Source organism: Halopseudomonas sp. (genome assembly GCF_041579695.1).
In the GTDB taxonomy this organism is placed as follows: domain Bacteria; phylum Pseudomonadota; class Gammaproteobacteria; order Pseudomonadales; family Pseudomonadaceae; genus Halopseudomonas.
The window spans coordinates 1-21745 of the sequence record NZ_JBFGFI010000048.1; the positions used below are offsets into that span (position 1 = coordinate 1).

The 21745-nt window shown below is 59.0% G+C and carries 14 protein-coding genes; 3 read left to right on the forward strand and 11 right to left on the reverse strand.

Annotation, left to right across the window (positions count from 1 at the left end):
- The 4 genes from ABYA88_RS10340 to ABYA88_RS10355 all read right to left on the reverse strand — a co-directional run.
- Window positions 1-338: hypothetical protein (locus ABYA88_RS10340; protein WP_373187147.1), on the reverse strand; the 338-nt coding region annotated here is incomplete at its 3' end.
- A gap of 16 nt (window positions 339-354) precedes the next feature.
- Entirely contained in the window at window positions 355-1560 is a 1206-nt protein-coding gene (locus ABYA88_RS10345) for a YbfB/YjiJ family MFS transporter (RefSeq protein WP_373187148.1), read from the reverse strand.
- A gap of 120 nt (window positions 1561-1680) precedes the next feature.
- Window positions 1681-1866, reverse strand: coding sequence for a hypothetical protein (locus tag ABYA88_RS10350; protein WP_373187149.1), 186 nt, complete (start codon window positions 1864-1866; stop codon window positions 1681-1683).
- A gap of 131 nt (window positions 1867-1997) precedes the next feature.
- Window positions 1998-2594, reverse strand: a complete 597-nt coding sequence (locus tag ABYA88_RS10355; RefSeq protein WP_373187151.1) for a pyridoxamine 5'-phosphate oxidase family protein — start codon at window positions 2592-2594, stop codon at window positions 1998-2000.
- Window positions 2595-2690: 96 nt separating this feature from the next.
- Between ABYA88_RS10355 and ABYA88_RS10360 the strand changes: the two genes are divergently transcribed.
- Window positions 2691-4133, forward strand: coding sequence for a PLP-dependent aminotransferase family protein (locus tag ABYA88_RS10360; RefSeq protein WP_373187152.1), 1443 nt, complete (start codon window positions 2691-2693; stop codon window positions 4131-4133).
- Here ABYA88_RS10360 and ABYA88_RS10365 read toward each other — a convergent pair.
- Entirely contained in the window at window positions 4113-5102 is a 990-nt protein-coding gene (locus ABYA88_RS10365) for an alpha/beta fold hydrolase (protein WP_373187153.1), read from the reverse strand. The genes ABYA88_RS10360 and ABYA88_RS10365 overlap by 21 nt on opposite strands.
- A 126-nt stretch (window positions 5103-5228) precedes the next feature.
- Between ABYA88_RS10365 and ABYA88_RS10370 the strand changes: the two genes are divergently transcribed.
- Window positions 5229-5699 (forward strand): GNAT family N-acetyltransferase, encoded by a 471-nt coding sequence (locus tag ABYA88_RS10370; RefSeq protein ID WP_373187154.1) that lies wholly within the window; start codon window positions 5229-5231, stop codon window positions 5697-5699.
- Between the two features lie 17 nt (window positions 5700-5716).
- Here ABYA88_RS10370 and ABYA88_RS10375 read toward each other — a convergent pair whose 3' ends face one another.
- Together ABYA88_RS10375 and ABYA88_RS10380 are read right to left on the reverse strand one after the other, a co-directional pair.
- Entirely contained in the window at window positions 5717-6106 is a 390-nt protein-coding gene (locus ABYA88_RS10375) for a septal ring lytic transglycosylase RlpA family protein (RefSeq protein WP_373187164.1), read from the reverse strand.
- Window positions 6107-6223: 117 nt separating this feature from the next.
- Complete coding sequence (locus tag ABYA88_RS10380; protein ID WP_373187156.1) at window positions 6224-6541, reverse strand: ArsR/SmtB family transcription factor; 318 nt, start codon at window positions 6539-6541, stop codon at window positions 6224-6226.
- A gap of 100 nt (window positions 6542-6641) precedes the next feature.
- Between ABYA88_RS10380 and ABYA88_RS10385 the strand changes: the two genes are divergently transcribed.
- On the forward strand, window positions 6642-7730 hold the full coding sequence (locus ABYA88_RS10385; protein WP_373187157.1) for an NADH:flavin oxidoreductase/NADH oxidase: 1089 nt from the start codon (window positions 6642-6644) through the stop codon (window positions 7728-7730).
- A gap of 63 nt (window positions 7731-7793) precedes the next feature.
- Here the strand turns inward: ABYA88_RS10385 and ABYA88_RS10390 are convergent, their stop codons facing one another.
- From ABYA88_RS10390 to ABYA88_RS10405, 4 genes are all read right to left on the reverse strand, one after another.
- Window positions 7794-8306 carry a DUF3087 family protein gene (locus tag ABYA88_RS10390; RefSeq protein ID WP_373187158.1) on the reverse strand — a complete coding sequence of 171 codons (513 nt, stop codon included), beginning with the start codon at window positions 8304-8306 and terminating at the stop codon, window positions 7794-7796.
- Entirely contained in the window at window positions 8299-11403 is a 3105-nt protein-coding gene (locus tag ABYA88_RS10395; protein ID WP_373187159.1) for an efflux RND transporter permease subunit, read from the reverse strand. The genes ABYA88_RS10390 and ABYA88_RS10395 overlap by 8 nt, the downstream gene beginning before the upstream one ends.
- Window positions 11400-12554 carry an efflux RND transporter periplasmic adaptor subunit gene (locus tag ABYA88_RS10400; protein ID WP_373187161.1) on the reverse strand — a complete coding sequence of 385 codons (1155 nt, stop codon included), beginning with the start codon at window positions 12552-12554 and terminating at the stop codon, window positions 11400-11402. Before ABYA88_RS10400 ends, ABYA88_RS10395 begins: the two co-directional genes overlap by 4 nt.
- Window positions 12555-12853: 299 nt before the next feature.
- Window positions 12854-21484, reverse strand: coding sequence for a GH36-type glycosyl hydrolase domain-containing protein (locus ABYA88_RS10405; RefSeq protein ID WP_373187163.1), 8631 nt, complete (start codon window positions 21482-21484; stop codon window positions 12854-12856).
- Window positions 21485-21745: the final 261 nt, after the last annotated feature.

A 21745-nucleotide genomic window follows, 5' to 3' on the forward strand; every position in this document is an offset into this window, starting at 1 on the left:
AAACCGGTGATGATGATTTCCGCCGCAATCATATCAACCGCAAAGGCAGCATCGTGAGCGGCCCAGGCGAGTAGCCTGCCGACGGCGGCAATCCCCAGCAGCATGCAGGCCGGGTAGTACCAGATGCGTTGCGCGGTGAGCAATGCGACCAGAATCAGCGTTCCAAGCGTCAGGAAGAATGCGGTGAAATCGCCGATCTGGCTGCTGCGTCCTAGCCCGTCGAGCAATGGCATACCCAGGCTGGCAGCCGCTCCTGCGGGGTCTATCAACCAGCGCAGACCGATCAGCAAGAAAAGCACGCCAAGCAGCGCGACTACCACCCGTATTATCTTATTCATTGTTCTCTCCCAGGCTTCAAATGACGTTGGTATTGGCCTGCAGACTCTCCAGGCGATCCCTACGCTCTACAACTTTCAGGCCAAACAGCAAAAAGGCGCCCAGCAGCATCACCGCGGCCGCAAACCAGAGCCCAATGGCGTAACCGCCAAAACGCGCGGCCAGCATTCCGGTCAATGCCGGCCCGATGATCTGGGCCAGACCGTAGGCCAGAGTCATACGACCCATCATACGGGCGGGGCGGGTGGGGTAGTAGCGCCCGGCCATCGTCAGCACCAGGCTGACCATGCCGATGAAGGTGGCGCCGAACAGCCAGGCGCCCAACAAGGCCGCCCACAAGCTGTGGTGCAGCACCGGTAAGAGAATGCCCACTACCTGTAGCAGCGCGGCCATGATCAGAGCGTTCAGTTCCCCGCTGCGCCGGGCGACCAGATCCCAGATGATGCAGGCGGGCGCAGCGCCGATTCCGAGCAGCAGGAAAGCCAGATTGCCCCGGCCACTCAGGCCTGGCAGCTGCTCGACGATCGCCACAATGAAGGTGGCGCTGACTACATAGCCGATGCCGGCGCAGAAGTAGGCGGCCATGAAAAGCTGCAGATACAGGCGGCTGGGCGGGCTGTCTGGCATCGCTGCGCCACTGGAGGTCTTGCCGCTGGTATCCGGTGGTGGCAGCCAGCGTAGTGCGGGTATCGCTAGCACTATCCCCAAGACGCTGAGCGCCAGCCACTGGTCCCGCCAGTCCAGCCATGGATCAAACATCGCAATAAGCGCAGCGCAGAGGGCGATACCCAGTCCGATGCCGGAAAACTGAATACCCAGCTCACTGCGCTGCCCGTGCCGCATCAGCCAGTTGAGGATCAGCGCGCTGCCCAGCAGCATGCCTGCGGCGCTGGAGAGGCCTGCAATGAAGCGTGACAGGCCCCAGATCCAAAGGTTGGTACTGGTCGCCATGATCACTGTACTGACTACCGCAAGCAGAATTCCCCAGCGGTATAACCGGTCCTTGAGCCTAAGGTCGCCGATGAACGATGCCAGCAGCGCACCACTCAGGTAGCCGGCATAATTGATAGCTGCCAGCCACCCTGCGTCGACCACGCCGAGGCCGGCCTGGACCTGCATTTGCGGAAGCATCGGTGTGTAGGCAAAGCGCGCCACACCGAGCGTCAACATGAGACTGAAGATACCGGCGCAGAGCACTTGCAGGCGCTGGGCAGCAAGAGTCATGGTTTAAGTATGCATGCCCTGCCCTGAGCTCGCCATACCTCGATGGTCGAAGTGGCGCCAAGTTTGCTGGGCGGGGTGGCCCCGGCTCGGCAGGACTCCGATCGCCAGAACTAGTTACTCTCAGTAGGTACTTGGCGGATCGCTGGCCGGAAACGACTCGTCGAGGGTTTCATCCAGCAGTTCCTCTCTGTGCTCGTCGCGCTTTTTCTTCTCGGACTCGCTCTGATTCCTATCTTTCTCGTGACCCTTGTCGCGACCCTTGTCGCGACCCTTGTCGGGCGCATCGTTGGCGTCTGGTTTGTTCATGGCAATTTTCCTCGCAAGTGACCCGCATCGGCCAGGAAAAACAAGAATGGCTCCTGAGATAACGACTTCGGGTATTGCATGAAGTTCAGGCAATCTCATGCGGCTATCCGAGGAATTGGCTAATAAACAGCTTATTCTGCCTTCAAGTTGCCGTGCCAGACCGGCAGCTCGAGATCCTCCGGCTCCTCCACAGGGCCGCCAGCGCGACTCTTGAACGCCCCCTCTTCGATGGGTACGCGGAACAGGGCGGTTGCTTTGCGCTCTTTCACATTGGGTGCACGCACCTGATCCCAGCGGTCGGGTTCCAGATCATCGATGATCGTTCTGAATGCCGCATCAAACTCCGCTTCGTCGATTACTTTCGTTGCCTTGCCGAACAGCACTAGAGATTGGTAATTGGCGCTGTGATTGAAAGCCGATTTGCTCATCACCCACTCTTCGGTCACCGCGAACGACAGACAAAGCTGAATGCCTGAGTTGAGGCGCTGCGCGAGACGTCCTCCGTTGAGTGTGTGCAGATACAGATTGTCGCCCATGCGCCACGCGGTGATAGGAATGATCCGCGGCTCGCCCTCTTCGACGAACGCAACATGTGCTGTTTTCAACCTGTCGATCAGCGCGTAGGCCGGGGCGCGCTCGTAGCTGGCGCGCTTGGCAGCGCGCTTGATCTTGCTGCGCGGGCAGCAGGTCAGCGGGCCTGAAGAGACGATACTGTCTGAGGGTGCCATGGGAGCTCCATTAACTAGTGACTATCCGTGGCTCCATTAAACGAAACATCTGATACCATCAAAAGATCCAGATTATGAAATTTCAGGGGGCCAGTTGTGATTGACGATGTCCATCTGGACGGCGACGGGCCGCTGCAGCACCAGCTCTATCAGCAACTTACCCAGCGGATCATTCATCGCCGCTACCTGCCAGGCAATCGCCTGCCCTCCAGTCGGCAACTCGCGCAGGATCTTGGCGTCAGCCGCAATACGGTGACCGCGGTCTATGACCAGTTGAAGGCGGAAGGCTTTCTGCAGAGCAGGGCAGGCCAGGGCGTTTTTGTGCATGAAAACATCAGCCCCAGCATGCTCCAGCCAGGTAAGGGCTCGACCTTGCGACCACTGAGCACGAGCGGATTGCTGCCGCCGATCCCGCAATTGACCGACAGACATATCAACCGAGCGGAAGATGCCAGCCTGCCCTTTCAGCCCGGGTTGCCGGACTTGGAAGCGTTTCCGATCCGCAGCTGGAACCGCATCCTGCACCATCACGAAAGCCGCCGGGCCCTGCGCGGATACGACAGCACCCAGGGTTACCGGCCCCTGCGTCGGGCGATCGCCGAGTATCTGCGCTCATCGCGCGGGGTGCGCTGTCAGGAGCAGCAGGTCATCATCACCAACGGCGCGCAGCAGGCCCTGTCGTTGATCGTCGATGTACTGCTGGAGCCGGGTGATCCGGTATTCTGCGAGAATCCGGGATATCGCGGTGCCCGCTATGCTCTCGCCTCTCGTGACAATCCGATCACCCCGGTTCCGCTCAGGGAGCAGGTGCTGGATGTGGATGCCCTGAATGCGCTCGGGCCTGCCAAATTGCTGTTTTGCACACCCACTCACCAATACCCGATGGGAGGGATCCTGGATATTTCCCAGCGTATGGCGCTGTTGCACTGGGCCCAGCGCAACCAGACCTGGGTAATCGAGGATGACTACGACAGCGAATTTCATTTTCACAAGAAGCCGTTTGCAGCGATCCAGGGCATGTACGAGGATGCTCCGGTGCTCTACGTCGGTAGCTTCAGCAAGACACTCATGCCGGCGCTACGCGTGGGCTACCTAGTGGTGCCGGAACCACTGGTCGAGCACTTTGTGCAGTCAAAGCGGACCCATGGCGGGGAGAGCCCCCTGCTGACCCAGGCAACCATTGCCGAATTCATCGAAACAGGACAATTCACCCGCCATCTGCGCCGCATGCGCCAGCTGTATCGGGGCAAATGGCTGCACTTCCAGGCGCGGGTCGCCGAAGAGCTTGGCGGATTGGTGACGCCGGTAGCGGAAAGCGCCGGCATGCACCTGGTGCTTGAGGGTAACTTCGACGATCAGGAGCTGAGCCGCTGGCTACGGACCCAAGGTATTGGCAGTACGCCGCTGAGCGCCCACTTTACCGGCGATGCAGCGAGCACAGGACTGGTAATGGGCTTCGCCAGTGCCAGCGAACGCGAGATCGAGCAATGCGTTAGTCTGCTCAAGCAATGGCTCACCTCAAGCATGATCTCGGGCTGACGCCTGCGCTGCAAAACTCACCAATGCGGCATTCACCTGCGCGCACGCCTCGCTCTGAACCCAGTGTCCTATGCCTGGCAGCATCACAATCTGCAAATCCGGAATCCGTGGGGCCATTCTTCTCATGAGCTGTTCTTCACTGGCACCGCGGATGACGCTGTCGGCGCTGCCAACCAGAAACAGCACCGGGCAGGTAATCTGCGCATCACGATAGGGCTGCATCAGCCGCCAGTTCTCGTCGAGGTTGCGGTAGTAATTGATACCGCCGGCGAAACCGCTGCGACGGTAGGCATTGACGTAATAGGCCAGTGCCTCATCGGTCAGCCAGTCCGGCTGCTCACGTGGCTTGCCGAGACGGCCGATCCAGCCGCCGCCTTCGGCTATTGAGCGGCCAAGCACAGGCGGATCGCGCGGTGTGTCCGGGGAGCAATACAGCGCGCGCAAAATGCCCTGAGGATCGGCATCGAACTCGGCCTCGGCCACACCCGGTTCCTGGAAATACAGCTGATAGAAGAAGTTGTCGCCGAAATGTTCGTGCAGCAGGGCCGTGGGCGGACGGTCGCCGATTGGGTGCAGCGGTACACTCATATTGACGAGCCGTGAGACCCGTTGCGGATGGCGCAGCGTGAACTGCCAGCAATTGATCGCGCCCCAGTCGTGACCTATCAGCAGCACCGGCTTTTCACCACCGGCCTGGCGCGTGAGCCCCTCCATGAATTCGCAAATGCGCGCTACGTTGAAGTCTTCGATCGCCGGCAAGCCCATGGTCTCGCCAAACCCCGGCATGTCCGGAGCTATGGCGCGGTATCCGACGTTGGCCAGGGCGACCATCTGCTGCCGCCAGGTAAACCAGCACTCGGGCCACCCGTGAATGCACAAAGCCACCGGCCCCTGTCCTAAGCTGGCCACGCGGGTGCTCAGACCGGTGACGGTCCATGTCTCGAGAGTGATGTCTTCGGCTGTGAACATGTGCATTCCTGGTGTGGATTCGGTGTATTACAAACCTCCAATATAACAAGCATGGCAAAGAGTAGCCGCCAGCCAATCCAGCGCCTAATCTGTGCACGGCAAAAATAATATCCACAAGGCAGGCGCATGAGCACGCATATTGAAATCGCGGTAGAACCCGGAGAAGCTGAGCGTTCAGCCATACTCCGGCCACTGAATGCATACAACGTCGCGCAGGCGGGCGACCCCAAGCCAGAAGCCGTCGCCCTGCTGGTACGCGATGAGAACTCAGGGGAAGTGATTGGCGGCCTGTATGGCAACATTTTCTATCGTTGGCTGTTCATCGAATTGTTGGCGGTGCCTGAGCAAACCAGGGGCCAGGGTACAGGCTCGAAGTTGCTCGAGATGGCCGAAGAGCTGGCACGGGAAAAAGGCTGCGTCGGCATCTGGCTAGACACTTTTGATTTTCAGGCCCCCGCGTTCTATCCGAAGCACGGCTTTACCCGGTTCGGTCAGCTTGATGATTTTCCGCCAGGGCACCAGCGATACTTTTTTCAGAAAAGCCTGGGCCGCCAAGCCGACAAGCACCGCGATGGAGCTGATCAGCCACACCGCTGAAAAGGGGACAGATTGAACTAGCGGATGACTTCTATTTCCACGTGCAGCAAACCATCGGAAGCGTGCCCAATGCTTTCGAAAGCCGCCCGGGACAAGTCTATGACCCGGCCTCTGACAAAGGGGCCGCGGTCGTTTATCCGCACCACAACACTCTTGCCGTTCTTGAGGTTGGTTACGCGAACCAGCGAGCCAAACGGCAGGGTCCGGTGCGCTGCGGTTTCCTCTGCGGACTGGTAAATCTCGCCACTGGCGGTCGGCCTGTCATTGTATCTGTCGGCGTAATACGAGGCTTGGCCGGTTTCGGTATGGCCCACCCTTTTATCGCTCGCAGTGGCCTGACCGGTACTGCAGCCGGCGACTATGAAAAGCAGTAATAAAAGCCAAAACGTTCTGGTTACCCGTTGCATCGCCATCTCCATATTGGTGTCGCCCACGCAGCAATCCATTCGAATACCGCTATTCAGCATACGCTATACAGCCTGAAACGCAGAATGGCGCCGTATTGGCCATGGCTCAGCGCTCGATCAGCCGGGCTCGCTCGGAGCATGCTGGGCAAGTATGGCGGTAAGCAAGCCAGGAAAACGCTCATCCAGCTCAGCCCGGCGCAAGGAATTCATGTGCGTGGTGCCGACGCTCTTGGTGCACACCAGACCGGCGTCGCGCAGCACTCGAAAGTGGTGGGACATACTGGATTTGGGGCGGCCACCGTCCAGCTCTCCGCAGCTGGCCTCGTCAACCACGGCCAGGCGCTGCACGACTTCCAGGCGCACTGGATCACTCAAGGCGTAGAGCACGCGCTCGAGATTGAAGTCATTCACGGGAGGATGTTTGAAAGGTCGCATGGCCCGAATCATACACTGGGCTTTACTTATGATCTATAGTTCGAATATTATCGAACAACTGAACCAAGCCATTATTCTCCATCACCTCACGGAATCCCCCATGTCTGCACTGTTCCAACCCTTCACCCTGAAAGACGTCACCTTACGCAATCGCATTGCGGTTCCGCCCATGTGCCAATACTCGGCCACCGACGGCCTGATCAACGAGTGGCATATGGCCAACTACACTGGCATGGCCCGCGGCGGCGCTGGGCTGGTGATCGTCGAAGCCACGGCAGTGTCGCCAGAAGGTCGCATTACCCCCGGCTGCACTGGCATCTGGAACGACCAGTTGGCCGAGGCATTCGTCCCGGTGGTACGCAGCATCAAGGCCCATGGTGCCGTAGCCGGCATCCAGATTGCCCATGCCGGCCGCAAGGCCAGTGCCAACCGGCCCTGGGAAGGTGACGATCACATCGGCAATGACGATCCGCGCGGCTGGGACACTATTGCTCCGTCCGCCATCCCCTTTGGCGCCCACCTGCCCAAAGTGCCCGACGCCATGACCCTGGATGATATTGCCCGGGTAAAGGCTGACTTTGTTGCCGCCGCCAAGCGCGCCCTGGCCGTGGGATTTGAATGGCTGGAGCTGCACTTTGCCCACGGCTACCTGGCCCAGAGCTTTTTCTCCGCGCACGCCAATCAGCGTACCGACGCCTATGGCGGCAGCGTCGAGAACCGGAGTCGCTTTCTGCTGGAAACCCTGGCCGCCGTGCGCGAGGTCTGGCCGCAGAACCTGCCGCTGACCATCCGTTTTGGCGTGATCGAGTTTGATGGGCGCGACGAGCAGACCCTGAACGAATCTATCGAGCTGACGCGTCAGTTCAAGGCCGCCGGCATGGACATGATGAGTGTCAGCATGGGCTTCGACACCCCCACCGCGAAGATTCCCTGGGCACCCGGCTTCATGGGACCGATTGCCCAGCGCGTGCGTGACGAAGCAGGTGTACCGGTGTCATCCGCCTGGGGCTTTGGCGAGCCGCATATTGCGGAAAAAGCGGTACGCGATGGCCAGCTGGATCTGGTAATGGTCGGTAAAGCCCATCTGGCCAATCCGCACTGGACCTATCAGGCCGCGCGCGAGCTGAAGATCGACAGGCCGTCATGGGCCTTGCCGGCGCCCTACGCCCACTGGCTGGAACGCTACTGATCCAGGCGCCAGCTGGCAACCGCTAGTGTAAGCAGCGCAAGATGAGGTATCAGGCTTACGCTGCTAGAGGCTGGCCAGCCATCCGGGGTCCAACCGATACTGGTCGGTCGAAAGCCCCATCTCAAGCATGGCCTGGCGATGCTTTTCCATCTGCCCGCTGAGATCATCCGCTGCCTGTGGGTGCCCATCCAGCCGGTGCATTTCCGCCTGGCCCAGATGATAGAACCGGAGCAGCTTCATGGCCTCTGGAGACCCCGTTTGCACACCCGCCTCTACCCGGTGCATGACATTGGTGATGCTCATCAGGCTACGCTTGAGGTGCCAGCCATATACCGCAGGCTGCATCCAGCTCTGATGCCAGAAAACCGAGCGCACCAGCACTATGGTGAGGACCGCCCCCAGCAGTACGCCGCCCAGATTCCAGCGAAAATTACTGCCTTGCGGGCTGCCAAACAGGGCGACTGCTAGTGCCGACAACAACATCGCCAACACGGCAAAAATCACCAATACGACTAGCGTGCTCTTGCGCGTCTGCTGACGATAGAGCTGCGGATCAATATGCTGGATTTCAAACATGGACGTTGGCCTCTTTTGCTCTGGCCTTCGACGCCTGCCGCGCCCTTAACCAGGCCCGGGTGTTATCCCCCAATACCAGCATGCAGGGCGTGATAAAGAGGGTGAGAATGGTGGCAATGGTCAAGCCGCCAGCAATGGCGCTGGAGAGCTGGGTCCACCATTGGGTGGAAGGCGCGCCGAAGCCGAGGCTGGGCTCCAGCAGGTTGACGTTGACTGCCAACACCATGGGCATCAGGCCTAGCACGGTGGTGATGGAGGTGAGCAAGACCGGGCGTAACCTCAGACATCCGGTTTCCAGAGCGGCACCATACGCCGAGGCGCCGTCGGCGCGGATATGGTTATAGGTATCGATCAATACGATATTGTTGTTCACCACGATGCCGGAGAGGCCAATGATGCCCATCCCCACCATGACGATGCCGAAGGGCTGACTGTTGACCAGCAGCCCCAGCAGCACACCCGCGGTGGAGAACACGATCGCCGACATGACCAGAATCGCCTGATACCAGCTGTTGAACTGCACCAGCAGAATCAACAGCATCAGGAAGATCGCCACCACAAAGGCGGTACCGAGGAAGCTGGCAGCCTCCTGCTGGTCGGCGCCCTCACCTGCGGTATTGATCCGCACACCGACCGGCAATTCCACGTCACTTTGCAGCAAGGCGTTCAGCCGTTCGCTTACCTGGGCGCCGCCGGCAAGATCGGATTTGATCGTGACCGCGCGATTGCCGTTGATTCGGTTGATCACGCTGGTTTTGGCCGCGGGCTCGACGGTGACGAAGTTGCTGATCGGTACCTGACCACGGGGCGTCTGTACGGTCAGACGCGTGAGCTCCTCGACCGAGCGCCAGTTCTTCGGAAAGCGCACCCGAATATCCACTTCGTCACTGGCGTATTCCGGGCGGTATTTCGCCAGCAGCAAGCCATTGGTCACCATCTGAACCGCGTTACCCACCGTGAGCACATCCGCCCCGAAGCGGGCTGCAGCGGCGCGATCCACGTTGATCCGCCACTCGACGCCTGGCAAGCTGCGGTCATCTTCGATGTCGACAAAACCGCCCAGGCTGTCCATCTGCGCGATCAACATCTCTACGCTCGCATCGATGGCGTCCTGGTCGGGACCGGTGACCTGCAATTCAATCGGCTTGCCCGCCGCTGGACCGCCCTCCTGTTTGCGGAACTCGAGGATTATTCCCGGAACATCCGCGACCAGACCTCGCATTTCGTCAATGATTGCGCTCGCCCGGCGCCGCTCGTGCCAATCGGCAAACTGGAACTGCAGCGTTCCGATGGCGTCCGGAGGCAACTGGCTGTCGGCAGTAGCCAGTGAACGGGCATACAGGGCTTTAACCTCCGACAGACCGAGCAGACGCTGCTCTACCCGCTGCAACAACTGGTCGCGCTCATGGATGGACAAATCGCCCCGCGCGCGCACCAGTACCTGGGCCGATTCCGGTTCGACCTCCGGGAAGAATTCAACACCATGGTTGAAGGCACCGTACGCAATAAAGATAAGTACCAGCACCAGCAGCATGCCTGTAAAGGTTGTTCCGGGCCGGCGCAACAGCCTGGCCAGCAGACGGGCATAGGCCTTGCCCGCGCGGGTGGCCCCCGCTGCGGGTACAGCCGGTCTGTGGCGCTTGAGCGAGCCGAGCACCGGCAGGAATATCAAGGCCATGAGCAGCGAGGCAAGCAGCGCAATAATCACCGTGGCGGGCAGATAGCGCATGAACTGCCCGACGACGCCGGGCCAGAATAGCAGAGGCCCGAAGACCACTATGGTGGTGGCGGTGGATGCAATGATGGGCCAGGCCATCCGCTCGGCGGCGTTGCCCCAGGCCTGTTTCGGTGGCTGGCCTTCGGAGATATTCCGGTCGGCGAGTTCACTGACCACAATCGCGCCATCCACCAGCATACCGGCGACCAGAATCAGCGCAAACAGCACGATGATATTCATCGTGAAACCGATCAGATATAGCACCAGGATTGCTGCCAGGAAGGCGCCGGGAATGGTAATACCCACCAGGATGGCCGAACGCATGCCCATAGTCGCAACAATCAGGATCAGCACCAGTACCACGGCTGTGAGCACGTTGTTCAGCAAGTCCGACAGCATGGTTTCCACCTGGGCGGACTCATCCATGATGTAGTGCACTTCCATGCCGTCGGGGAAGTAGGTACTGGCTTCATCGATCAATGCGCGAGTCTGCTCGGTGGTCGAAAGGATATTCGCACCCGCGCGCTTTTTCACTTCCAGCACCAGCGCCGGCTGACCATTGATCCGCGCGAAGCCCAGGGGATCCTTGAAGCCGCGGTTGATGGTCGCTACGTCGGCAAAGGTGACGACGGTATCCCCGTCCACTTTCACCGGCATGTTCAGCACGTCATCGAGATTCTCGATCACACCGGGGACCTTGATCGACATACGTCCCTCGCCGGTATCCAGACTACCGGCTGCGACCAGGCGGTTGTTGTTGGAGACCAGATTGAACAGCTGCATGTAGTCCAGGCCGTAGCTTTCCAGCGCCTGAGGATCGACGACGATCTCAAGGAGGTCTTCCCGGTCACCGCCAATCTCCACCTCGAGCACTTCCGGGATGGCTTCGATATTTTCCTGCAGCTGGCGCGCAATAAAGACCAGTTCGCTTTCTGACACCGGGCCGGCCAGACCGATCGACATCACCGGAAACAACGCGACATTGATCTCGTTGACGGTGGGCTCGTCGGCTTCGCTGGGCAGTTTGCTGCGGGCAAGGTCAACCTTTTCCCGCACGTCGGTCAGGGCCTTGTCCGCATCAAAACCGGCATCAAACTCCAGCATGACCGAAGCATGACCCTCGCTGGAAACGGAGGTCATTTTCTTGATGCCTTCCAGGGAGCGCAACTCGTGCTCCATCGGCCGCACCAGCAGACGCTCGGCATCCTCCGGGCTGATCCCGTCCAGCCTCATCGAGACGTACATCATCGGAATTGCGACGTCGGGATTAGCTTCTTTGGGGATAGCGTTATAGGCGGCCAGCCCGCCGAGAAGCAGGAGAATCAGCAGCGTAATGACCGCGCGGCTGCGGCCTATTGCGGCATGAATCAACTCGCTCATTCAGCGGCTCCCATAGCGGGCAAGGGCCGGGATTCGATGGCCTCGGACCCGGCATCCGGGTTTTGCACCACTTGCGCATCGACCTGCTGGCCCGGCTCAACAAAACCCGCACCCTGGGTAATGATCTGCACTCTTTCCGGTAGCCCTTCAACCGTGGCACCTGCACCGGTGATGGATACTACCTGGACCGGATAGTTGATTACCGTGTCCTCTCCGTCCACTGCCCGAACCCCGAGTTTGCCGTCCGGGCCAAGCCTGAGCAAAGCGGGTGAAAGCTGATGCGACATCACCGGCGATAGCTGAATGCGCAGGGTGGCGCTGCCTCCGGCGACTCTCCAGAGCTCGGGATTGTCCGCCTCGGCCTCGACGTAAAAGCTGCGGGTTTCCGGATCGGCGGCCAAGCTGACAAAGTGAACTTCACCCTGGAGCTCTCGACCATCAAGCATTTGCAGTTTTACCGACTGCCCCTCTTCAACCCGGCCTGCGTCCTGTTGTGGAATATAAGCGCTGGCTTTCAGCCGCTCTACATTCACCAGGGACATTAGCTGCGCACCGGGTTGGACCAACTCGCCCAGCTCGACAAGGCGGCGATCAACAACCCCGTCAAAGGGCGCTACCGGCTGGTTGTACTGCACCGCAAGTTGCGCGGCGCTGAGATCGGCCTGCGCCTTGGCCACTTCGCCCTCGATGCGGATGATCTCGTTGTCGGTGACGTAGTTGGAGGCTCGCAGCTTTTTCGCGCTGGCCAGCTCCTTCTGCCTGAGTCTATAGATCGCGCGGGCCTGTTCCAGCTCCTGACTGCGCCCCTCATCGGACAGCACCAGCAAGGGCTCGCCAGCAGAGACGCGAGCGCCCTGCTGCTTCAATATCTTCACCACCCGGCCTGTCACCTGGGCACTTACCTGCACCTGCTGCGAGGGCTTGAGCTGTCCCTGGAGCACCTGCTCTCTGGTGATGAATTGAGCCTGGGACCAGCGGGTTTCGACCCGACTCAGGGTCTGCTCTGCTATGACCTGAGCAGCCGGAGCCTCATCGCGGGCACTGCGTTGCTCACCCAGCAGCAACCACACCAGAAGTATCACTGCCAGGATAATGGCTAGCGTTACCGATGAAATCCGGCGGGGGAGGTTGTTCTTGAGAGAAGCGGTCACAGAAATTCCTTACCAAGAGAGCCAAATACTGCTGTGCCGAGCGGAGATGGCTATGATTCATTCGCGCCAGGCAGTATATCTGACTCTGGCATCCCCTGGAGGGACTCAGGTCCAGTAAGACACCCACCCGTGCGGACATATCCTGAGGCTCCGATAGATGGCATCGCGGGTGACGGCCGGCTGACCCGGCGAAGTCGATCTGTTAAGGACTTTGGGAAGGGGTTGGGCGAGACAAACAACGCAAGCGGCAAATGACTGACAACCGGCGCCCCCATTCCCCGCGTGATAATACGGCGTTGTCAGCCCAGTTCGACATCGACCGCGTGCGCCTGCAGATCGTCCACCAAAGGAATCCGGCCGCGCTCGGGACTCGCCTTGCCGGCGCTTTCCAGTGTCTGGCCGTCCAGCACCACCCGGGTGACGTCTCGCGAAGGCTCACCCGTGCGGCGAATGGTGATTTGATACACCGTTTGCCGGTACCGGTAACGTACCTTATAGGACGACCACGCGACAGACAGGCAGGGGGCAATTCGCAGACAATCCCCTTCGAGGTGGAGGCCGAGCAGGGTCTCTATCGTGAGGCGATACATCCAGCCCGAAGCGCCTGTATACCAGGTCCAGCCGCCCCGCCCCGTATGGGGCGGGGCGCCATAGATATCAGCGCACATCACGTAGGGCTCGACCTTGTAAAGGGCGATACCCTCAGGAGTGTGCCCGTGATTGATCGGGTTAAGCATACGGTAGAGCTCCCAAGCTCGCTCTGGGTCTCCGAGCATCGCGAAGGCCATGCTCGTCCAGATCGCGGCATGGCTGTACTGCCCGCCATTTTCTCGTACGCCGGGCACGTAGCCCTTGATGTAGCCAGGCTCCAGCGCTGACCGATCGAATGGTGGATCCAGCAACCGGATCAGCTTTGCATCACGGCAGACCAACCGCTGGTTGACGGCCTCCATGGCTTGACGGGCCCGGACCGGGTCGCCGCCTCCAGAAATGATCGACCAGCTCTGGCTTATGGAATCGATCTGACATTCATCATTGATCCTTGAGCCAAGAGGCGTTCCGTCATCGAACCATGCCCGTCGATACCAGTCACCATCCCAGGCGCTCGCCTCTATATGGTCCCGCAGAGTCTCGGCCTGCAGCCGACACTCACCAGCAAACCTATCATCATCTCGAGCCTGGGCCAGCGCAGCAAAGCCCTGCAGATTGTCGTACAGGAACCATGCGAGCCAGACGCTCTCCCCGCGGCCCGCTGGACCGACCAGATTCATCCCGTCATTCCAGTCGCCACCGCCCATGAGTGGCAAGCCGTGAGGACCAAACTTCAACCCGTACCGCAGAGCGCTCACACAGTGGTCATAAAGACTGGCTGCAGCCGCGGAACGCTGAGGCTGGTCATAGTAGGCCTCCTCATCACCATTAAGCTCACGACCCTCGAGAAAGTGCACCTGATCCTCAAGAATACCGACATCTCCGGTCGCAGCCACATATCGACTAGTGACGTAGGGCAGCCAGAGATAATCGTCGGAAAAATGAGTGCGCACACCCTGCCCTCTCGGTGGATGCCACCAATGCTGTACATCACCCTTCAGGAACTGTCGACCTGCACAACGCAGCAGCTGCTCGCGCACTATCCAGGGAGCGGTGTGCATCAGCGCCAGACTATCCTGTAGCTGATCACGGAACCCAAACGCTCCGCCGGACTGATAATAGCCACTACGACCCCAATACCGGCACGACAGGGTCTGATACACCAGCCAGCCGTTCGCCATGATGTTCAGGGCTGGATCCGGGGTTTCGACCTGCACCGCGCCGAGGGTTCGGTTCCAATATTCGTTTACCGCCTCAAGCGCATCCCCCGCGCCGGCGGAACCACCGAAGCGCCCGATAAAGTCCCTGGCCTCGGCTGCGTTCCCCGCCGCCCCGAACACAAACACGATCTCTGTTGCCTGGCCTGCCATCAGCTCGATACTGGCCTGAATCGCTGCACAGGGATCCAGACCCGAGCCGGTTCTGCCTGATAAATGTGTGCGGCGCATGGCGGCAGGCTGGCGCAGCGTTCCGTTACGTCCGATAAATTCGCCACGACTACCGCAATGCGTTTGATTGCGCGCACTGGCGTGAGCAAAAACCACACGCCCTGCACATCCGCGCCCATAGGCATTACGCGCAAATATCGCACCACTGTGGGAGTCGGTTTCGGTCACAATATGCATCAGGTTGGCGTGTCGCCATTCGCCCATCACCAGCTCCCAATACGCTGACAAAGACAGATGGCGAGGCCGGCTCGACTGATTATCCAACCGAACTACGACAAACTTCACCGGCGCATCCATGGCCACGTAGGTTGTCAGCGCAGAGCTGATTCCGTCTTCATAATGTTCGAACACGCTGTAGCCAAATCCATGTCGGCAGGTGTAACCGGATATGCCTCTAGCTGGCAACGGCGTTGGCGACCAATACGCTCCCGTTTCCTCGTCACGGATATAGAACGCCTCACCACTGGAATCACTCACAGGGTCATTGTGCCAGGTCGTTAACCGGAACTCGTGGGCATTCTCTACCCAGGTATAGGCGCTGCCGCTTTCGCTGACTACCGTGCCAATGAAGGGGCTGGAAATTACGTTGGACCAGGGGGCTGGCGTGGTCTCACCCGGCTCCAGCCTGATGACGTACTCTTTGCCGTCCAGCGTAAAACCACCCAGTCCGTTGTCAAATAACAGCTCGCGAAAGGGCAATGGTTCGATCGTTTCGGGCTGTCGCTTGCGCAAGGGCAGCAGGTTATCCAATACACGCTGGGTGGATGCACGACGCTCCACCTGCTCAATCTGGGTTTCGGTAGTATCACTGAAGACAATGCGAGCGACTGTTTGCAACAACACCCGCTCGTCTTCAGAAAGTTCATCGGAACGACGGACAAAAACCCCGCCCTGCCGTCCCAGAGCATGAGTCTCCAGCCCGCTGTTAACCAGGCCAACAATACAGTCGTGCAGTTCCGCCCGGTACTTGGAGCGATCCTCATTTATAATCACCAGGTCGACGACCAGCCCCTTGAGTCGCCAATAGGCATGGGCCTGTAACACCTGCCTTACCAGATCGATGCGGTTGATGTCCTCAATCTGCAGGAGCACGATCGGCATATCCCCCGATATGCCAAAGCGCCAGAGACTGGATTGTCCTAACTGGTTGCGCGTAATGACGCCCGGCGGTGCACGGCGCAGGGCCGAACCGTAAATTACAGAGTTGGCCAGACGTCCAAATACCTGTATTTCCGCCGCTGTCGCATTGATATGACAAAGCACCTCTTGGCTCTGGAACCATGCCATTTCGAATGCGCGATCTACAAAATGCCAGTCGGAATATTTTTCTATAAGCGCAATCGCTTCCTGCCGGGTACTTGCCACACCTGATATCACTTGCACAACGACGGACTCGTCTGCGGGGAGGCTGACGGCCCTGCGGATAGCGACTATTGGATCTAGCGCCGAGCCCTCACTATTAGAGAGATCGACGCTAGCAGTTGAATCCAGCATCACCGGATTTTCCACTGTTCGGTCGCGGCCAATGAAACGAGCCCGATCAGTTTCGTAGGAGGGTGTGCCTGCCGACTGTTCTGGTGCTGTAAACAAGTGGAACATCCAGGGTACCGATTCGTCCGGAACCCGACGACGCCGCGTGCAAAGAATGGCGCGATGGTCAGGCAGGATCTCAGTCTGCACAAACAGGTTGCTGAAGGCCCGATGAGACAGGTCGGCATTAAGGGGGGCCAGCACCACTTCCGCATAACTGGTCATCTCGATGCGGCGGAATCGGGAGGAGTGATTGGTCAGGGTTATCCGGCGTATCTCCACGTCGTCTTCCGGCGACACGCTGATCTCCGTATGGGTTTCAACACCCTGGTCAGAGCGCCGGTATTCCGCTCGCTCCTGAACAAATATAGCTTCGTAGCGATCAGCCTGTCGCAAAGTGGGCTGGTAGGCATTGGACCAGTACAACCCGGTATCGAGATCTCGCAGGTAGACAAATGTCCCCCAGTTATCCGCAGTAACATCTTCACGCCAACGATTGATGGCAAGGCCTCGCCAGCGACTGTAGCTGCCTCCGCCGTGAGTAACCATCATGTGGTAGGAGCCGTTCGATAACAGCTGGATTTCCGGTAATGGCATGCTCGGGTTGGTAAATACCCGCATGACCCCATCCGCCTCCACCTTCGGTGGCCGGGCCGCTGCGGAAACCTCTGCCGCGTGGGGATGAACGGTTGCCCCGACTTTCGGTACCCGCTCCTGTAACAGCAACTCGGTTGCACGGGCCTGGGGGTCCGACATAAAGCGTCGCTGCATGGGGCGCATCAACAGGGCGTGAGCAAAGGCAAGCAGGCTCATGCCCTGATGATGAGCCATATAAGAGCGCACAATGGCAAAAGTCTTTCCGCGTGGCACCCGCTCAGGCGTGTAATCAACGGCCTCATAAAACCCATACGGGCCCAGAAAACCACTGTCTGCAAGTACCTGCAGATTGCGACTGGCTTCGACTGGCAGAACCGTCAGTGCCAGTGCGCTGGCATAGGGCGCTATAACCAGGTCGTCACCCAGGCCTCGCTTGAAGCCCAGTCCCGGCACACCAAAGGCCTGGTATTGATAGACCTGGTGCAGATCGGTCGCATTGTAGCAAGACTCCGAGATCCCCCATGGCACCCCTCGCTGCGCCCCATACTCAATCTGGCGGACAACTGCCGCCCTACAGGCCTCGTCCAGCAGCGTGCCGGCAAAGGAGGGCAGGATTAGCTGGGGCATCAGGTACTCGAACATGGAACCGCTCCATGAGAGCAGGCTGATATTGGCACCATGACTGGTAAGCAAACGGCCCAGAGAAAACCAGTGCTTTTGCGGGACCTGACCCCGGCCGATCACTAAAAAGCTGGCAAGCCGCGCTTCGGATGCCAGAAGGTCATAGCAGGACTGATCCCGGCGATGCTCACTGACGTCGTAGCCGATGGTCAGCAGCCCACTGACTCGGTCGTAAAGAAAATCAAAGTCCATCCTCGCCATCCGGCCACAACGTTCTACCAGGTCACTGATAGCCGTCAAGCGCTGCAACGCCTCGCTTCGCCCGTCATCCGCTGCTTCAGCCACCTCAGCCAGCGAGGGCATCGTGTCGAAGGAATCATTCTCTGGCAGCAAGCGGTCAAGCTCTTCGGATACACCCTCACATTGATGAACCAGAGCCCGAGCCCAGTAACTGAGCTCTTCATCACTGTCCGGCGGCAAGGCGTCGCGCACGTTATCTGCCAGGGTTGCGATCACGTTTAACGTGTCCCGGATAGCTGCCGGTATGGGCGGCGCCTTATCCTGCGTTGACAGCTCCAGTTTGGCCTGTAGTTGCTGAACTGTGTCAGCCAAAACGGCCGGAATCGTTACTGGCAGGCATTGTACGAGCACCTGCAGGGTGTCCTGCAGGCCCTGAAACGCCAACGCAGATACAACCGGCTGACACCGAAATTCTGTCAGACCTGCCTGTAACGTAAGCAGGCAGCCCATGAGATTACCGCTGTCCACTGATGACACATACTGGGGGCGCAACGGCTCAAGGGTCCGGGTATCGTACCAGTTATAGAAGTGGCCGCGAAAACGCTCAAGCCGCTCCATCGATGAAAGCGTGGCACCCACCCGGCGTAAACATTCTCCTGCCGTGATGTAACCAAAATCACTGGCTGCGAGATCCGCCAGCAGGGACATACCCATATTCGTCGGCGAGGTGCGCGACGCAATCAATGGCTCAGGGTATTCCTGGAAATTATCAGGCGGCAGCCAATTGTCCGCAGGACCCACAAACTGATCAAAAAAACGCCATGTTCGCCGCGCCGAGATCCTTAAAAATGCCTGCTGCTGCGGACTCAACCGGGTCACCGGGAACCCCGACGGCAGACTGATCCACCACACCACCACAGGCGACAGGAGCCACAGCATCAACACCGCTGTCACGAAAGCCCAGTCGACGAATGTCATCACATCGGACACCGCCAGCGCGGTGCAGAGACCTCCGACAAGAACCGGCACAACCCAGAACTCCCTGGCATAGTCTGCCAGTGTCCGACAGCCATTTCGGGTTTTGTAATAAGGCAATTGCCATATCAATAGTCCCTTGCGGGTGAACAGCATCCTGAACGCGGAGCGGGTGATTGCCCCAAGACTGAGCCAGGCCTCGTAGGGCAGCAGTATCAAGCTCAGGGCCGCGATGGCCAGAGGTCGCTGCGCCGACTGGCTGGCCAGCTTCAGATGCACCATCCAGTCCCGCTCAGCCGGCTTACGGGCAAGTTCAATAGCGGCGTGAACAATCGCCGGCAGGTACACCACCATTAAGATCAGCACCAGCCACAGCCAGACAGCGCCTATAGCAAGCATCCATCCTGCCGCGAGCAAGACGATCAACGAAGGGGGTACCAGACTGCGACGCAGGTTATCCAGCAGCTTCCAGCGCGAGAGAGCAGTAAGCGGATTAGCCTGCCACCGGGATGTTTTTTTGCCTGATTGCTCCTCGGCGTCGCCTCTCCCGATGACTGAGGGCCCCGCAGGCACCCAAGGCAAAAGCCAGTAAATCAGCTGCCAGTCGCCTCTGATCCATCGGTGGCGACGACTGGCATCTATTGCATAGGTTGGCGGAAAGTCTTCAATCAAATCCACATCGTTGATCAGTGCCGACCGGGCGTAACCACCCTCGAGCAAGTCATGGCTGAGGATCAGATTTTCCGGAAAGCGCCCATCCACCGCCAAGCGAAAAGCATCCACGTCGTAGATGCCTTTGCCGATAAACGAGCCTTCCGCAAAAATATCCTGATAGACATCAGAGACCTCACGGGTATACGGATCGATACCTGACTCACCCGCATACAGCCGGGCGAAGCGTGAACGCCTGGCACTGCTCAGACTGATCGACGCCCGGGGCTGAAGAATCGCATAGCCTTCGACAATGCGCCCACTGGCAGCATCGTAAACCGGACGATTGAGCGGATGGGCCATATTACCCACCAATGCGTGAGCCGTATCCCTGGGCAGGTGGGTGTCGGTATCGAGCGTGATGACGTAACGAATGGACCGCAGAATCGAGCAGTCTCCTACTATGTAGGAAAAGGCCCCCGCTGCCTGCCCCCTTAGCAGGGCATTGAACTGCTCCAGCTTACCGCGCTTGCGCTCATAGCCCATCCATAACCGATCCACTGGGTTCCATACGCGGGGCCGATGAAACAGATAAAACGGGTCGGAGCCGCTGCCGCGGTAGGCCAGATTGAGTCGCTCTACTTCCGCTCGCGCACGGTTAAGGAGAGCATCGTCGCTGGGCAACACCTCTTTGTCCGCATCAGGAAAGTCCGTCAGCAAAGCGAAAAAAACATTGCCGTCGCGGTTACCGAGATAGCGAATCTCGAGACTTTCCAGGAGGTCATCAATATCACTGGCCTTCGCCAGCAGGGTCGGAACGACCACCATGGTGCGGTGCTCATCGGGGATACCGCCGGAAAAGTCGAGCCTGGGCAGTACGCGTGGCGGCAACAGCAACGTCAACAGCATATTGACCAGAGACACCACCAATGCAGACGAGCCGATGAACAGGGGCAAAATAATCAGTACAACCTTCCAGCCTACCGTCGTTTCCGAGACTGACAGTGCCATCACTCCGCCTGTCGCCGCAGCAGTGAGGGTAAAAATGACGCCCAGGTAAAGCCATAGCCGGAAGCGCCAGACGCCCCGACCGAGTCGTATTCTGAAGGGAAGTTCACAACCGGTCTTTTCCTTCAGCTGCCGCCGCCCAGGGCCTCTGAGGTAATAGCCGACATGGGCATGCCGGTGGCCCTCGCCAAGCTCCGCCGCCGCGGATCGAGCCAGTGTAATCGCCGCCTCGGCCACAGCCACTTCTGAACAGCGGCTACCACGAGCGACATCCTCGACCACGTGTCTGTAGCGGTCGCGCGTAGCAAAATCCTGAAGTGAATAGGTCCGCGCAGGGTCTGTCTTCAGCGTCTGCTCTACCAGACTCAGGGTTTCGACATAGCTATTCCAGTCCATGGACCCGATAAAACGAAGACTGCTGATACTATTGGCAACAGAAATTTGATTGGCGGTAGCCGTCCGGGCAACAAGCTCCGTCAGCTGAGCGGCGGTGACGCCCTGCTCAGACAGTTTGTGATCCAGCCATGTCTGGATAAAGGCCGTGGCTGGTCCCTGAGTTTGCAACCGGGCGAAGAGCTCTTCGACAAATGGCGCCGTCAGAGATACCCCTGCCTGGACGAAGTCGGCCAGAACATGAGCCAGTTTTTCCGGCTCATATTCTGCGGTCGCCAACATCCGATCGGCCCAGAGAGCAGCCACTTCGCGCTCTTCATGCCGCCGCGCTATCTGAACCCCAACCCTGCGCAGATTTTCCAGCAGCGCCAGCCGCAACATGATTGGAAAGGCCCACAGCTCACCCAGCTTAAGTGGCGTGATCGTCTGGTAGGAGGCAAGGAACTGGGTCGCATTGTCACTATCGAGACGTCCATCGCCGCGGCAAATAAGCTCGAACGCCAGATCATAAACCCTGGGGTAGCCGGCAGACAGGCCATTTTTCAAGCGGGGCAGCTGCCGACTGTAACCGCGAGGCAAATGTCCTCTTGCGAGCGCGATCTGCTGTTCAACGAGGTAATAGTTATCAAGCAACCAGGCTTCCGAGGGTAAAAAGCGCTCGGTGGCTGCCGTGGTGGTCATCACATCGTAAGCGGTCAGCAACACTGCTTCGTTGTCTTTCAGCCGAGGCAACAGTTTATCCGGTCCTGGCCGGGAGTCGATTTCATGCTGGCGAGCCAAGAGTAAGGCGTGACGCTTCAGCTGCTCAATGCTGAACAGTTCGGATCGCAACAGTTCGGCATCACTGCTTTGTTGAAGCCCCTGGAATCTCGACATGGCAACTATTCCGTACGGTGCGAGGATGATTCAGACCAAAGAAGCCTGCATGGGACCTGGCACAAGCTGTCCTGGGTGGATTCCAGATTCAATTGACCCTGCCAGCAAGTGTGGGCGATCAGGAGCTTGGGGCGATGGATAAACGCTGCAGGCTGTTTGATTGTGAGGTTGGTAACTGTCTGGAGTTCAAGCAGAATTAGTAGTGCGGCGTTTTACTTTATCACCAGCGGCCTTCTCACCAGGCCTTATGGTTCACTCACC

Coding starts and splice junctions, on each gene's coding strand:
- ABYA88_RS10345 (WP_373187148.1), bottom strand. CDS start 1,560: ATGACTCTTGCTGCCCAGCGCCTGCAAGTGCTCTGCGCCGGTATCTTC.
- ABYA88_RS10350 (WP_373187149.1), bottom strand. CDS start 1,866: ATGAACAAACCAGACGCCAACGATGCGCCCGACAAGGGTCGCGACAAG.
- ABYA88_RS10355 (WP_373187151.1), bottom strand. CDS start 2,594: ATGGCACCCTCAGACAGTATCGTCTCTTCAGGCCCGCTGACCTGCTGC.
- ABYA88_RS10365 (WP_373187153.1), bottom strand. CDS start 5,102: ATGTTCACAGCCGAAGACATCACTCTCGAGACATGGACCGTCACCGGT.
- ABYA88_RS10370 (WP_373187154.1), top strand. CDS start 5,229: ATGAGCACGCATATTGAAATCGCGGTAGAACCCGGAGAAGCTGAGCGT.
- ABYA88_RS10375 (WP_373187164.1), bottom strand. CDS start 6,106: ATGCAACGGGTAACCAGAACGTTTTGGCTTTTATTACTGCTTTTCATA.
- ABYA88_RS10380 (WP_373187156.1), bottom strand. CDS start 6,541: ATGCGACCTTTCAAACATCCTCCCGTGAATGACTTCAATCTCGAGCGC.
- ABYA88_RS10385 (WP_373187157.1), top strand. CDS start 6,642: ATGTCTGCACTGTTCCAACCCTTCACCCTGAAAGACGTCACCTTACGC.
- ABYA88_RS10390 (WP_373187158.1), bottom strand. CDS start 8,306: ATGTTTGAAATCCAGCATATTGATCCGCAGCTCTATCGTCAGCAGACG.
- ABYA88_RS10395 (WP_373187159.1), bottom strand. CDS start 11,403: ATGAGCGAGTTGATTCATGCCGCAATAGGCCGCAGCCGCGCGGTCATT.
- ABYA88_RS10405 (WP_373187163.1), bottom strand. CDS start 21,484: ATGTCGAGATTCCAGGGGCTTCAACAAAGCAGTGATGCCGAACTGTTG.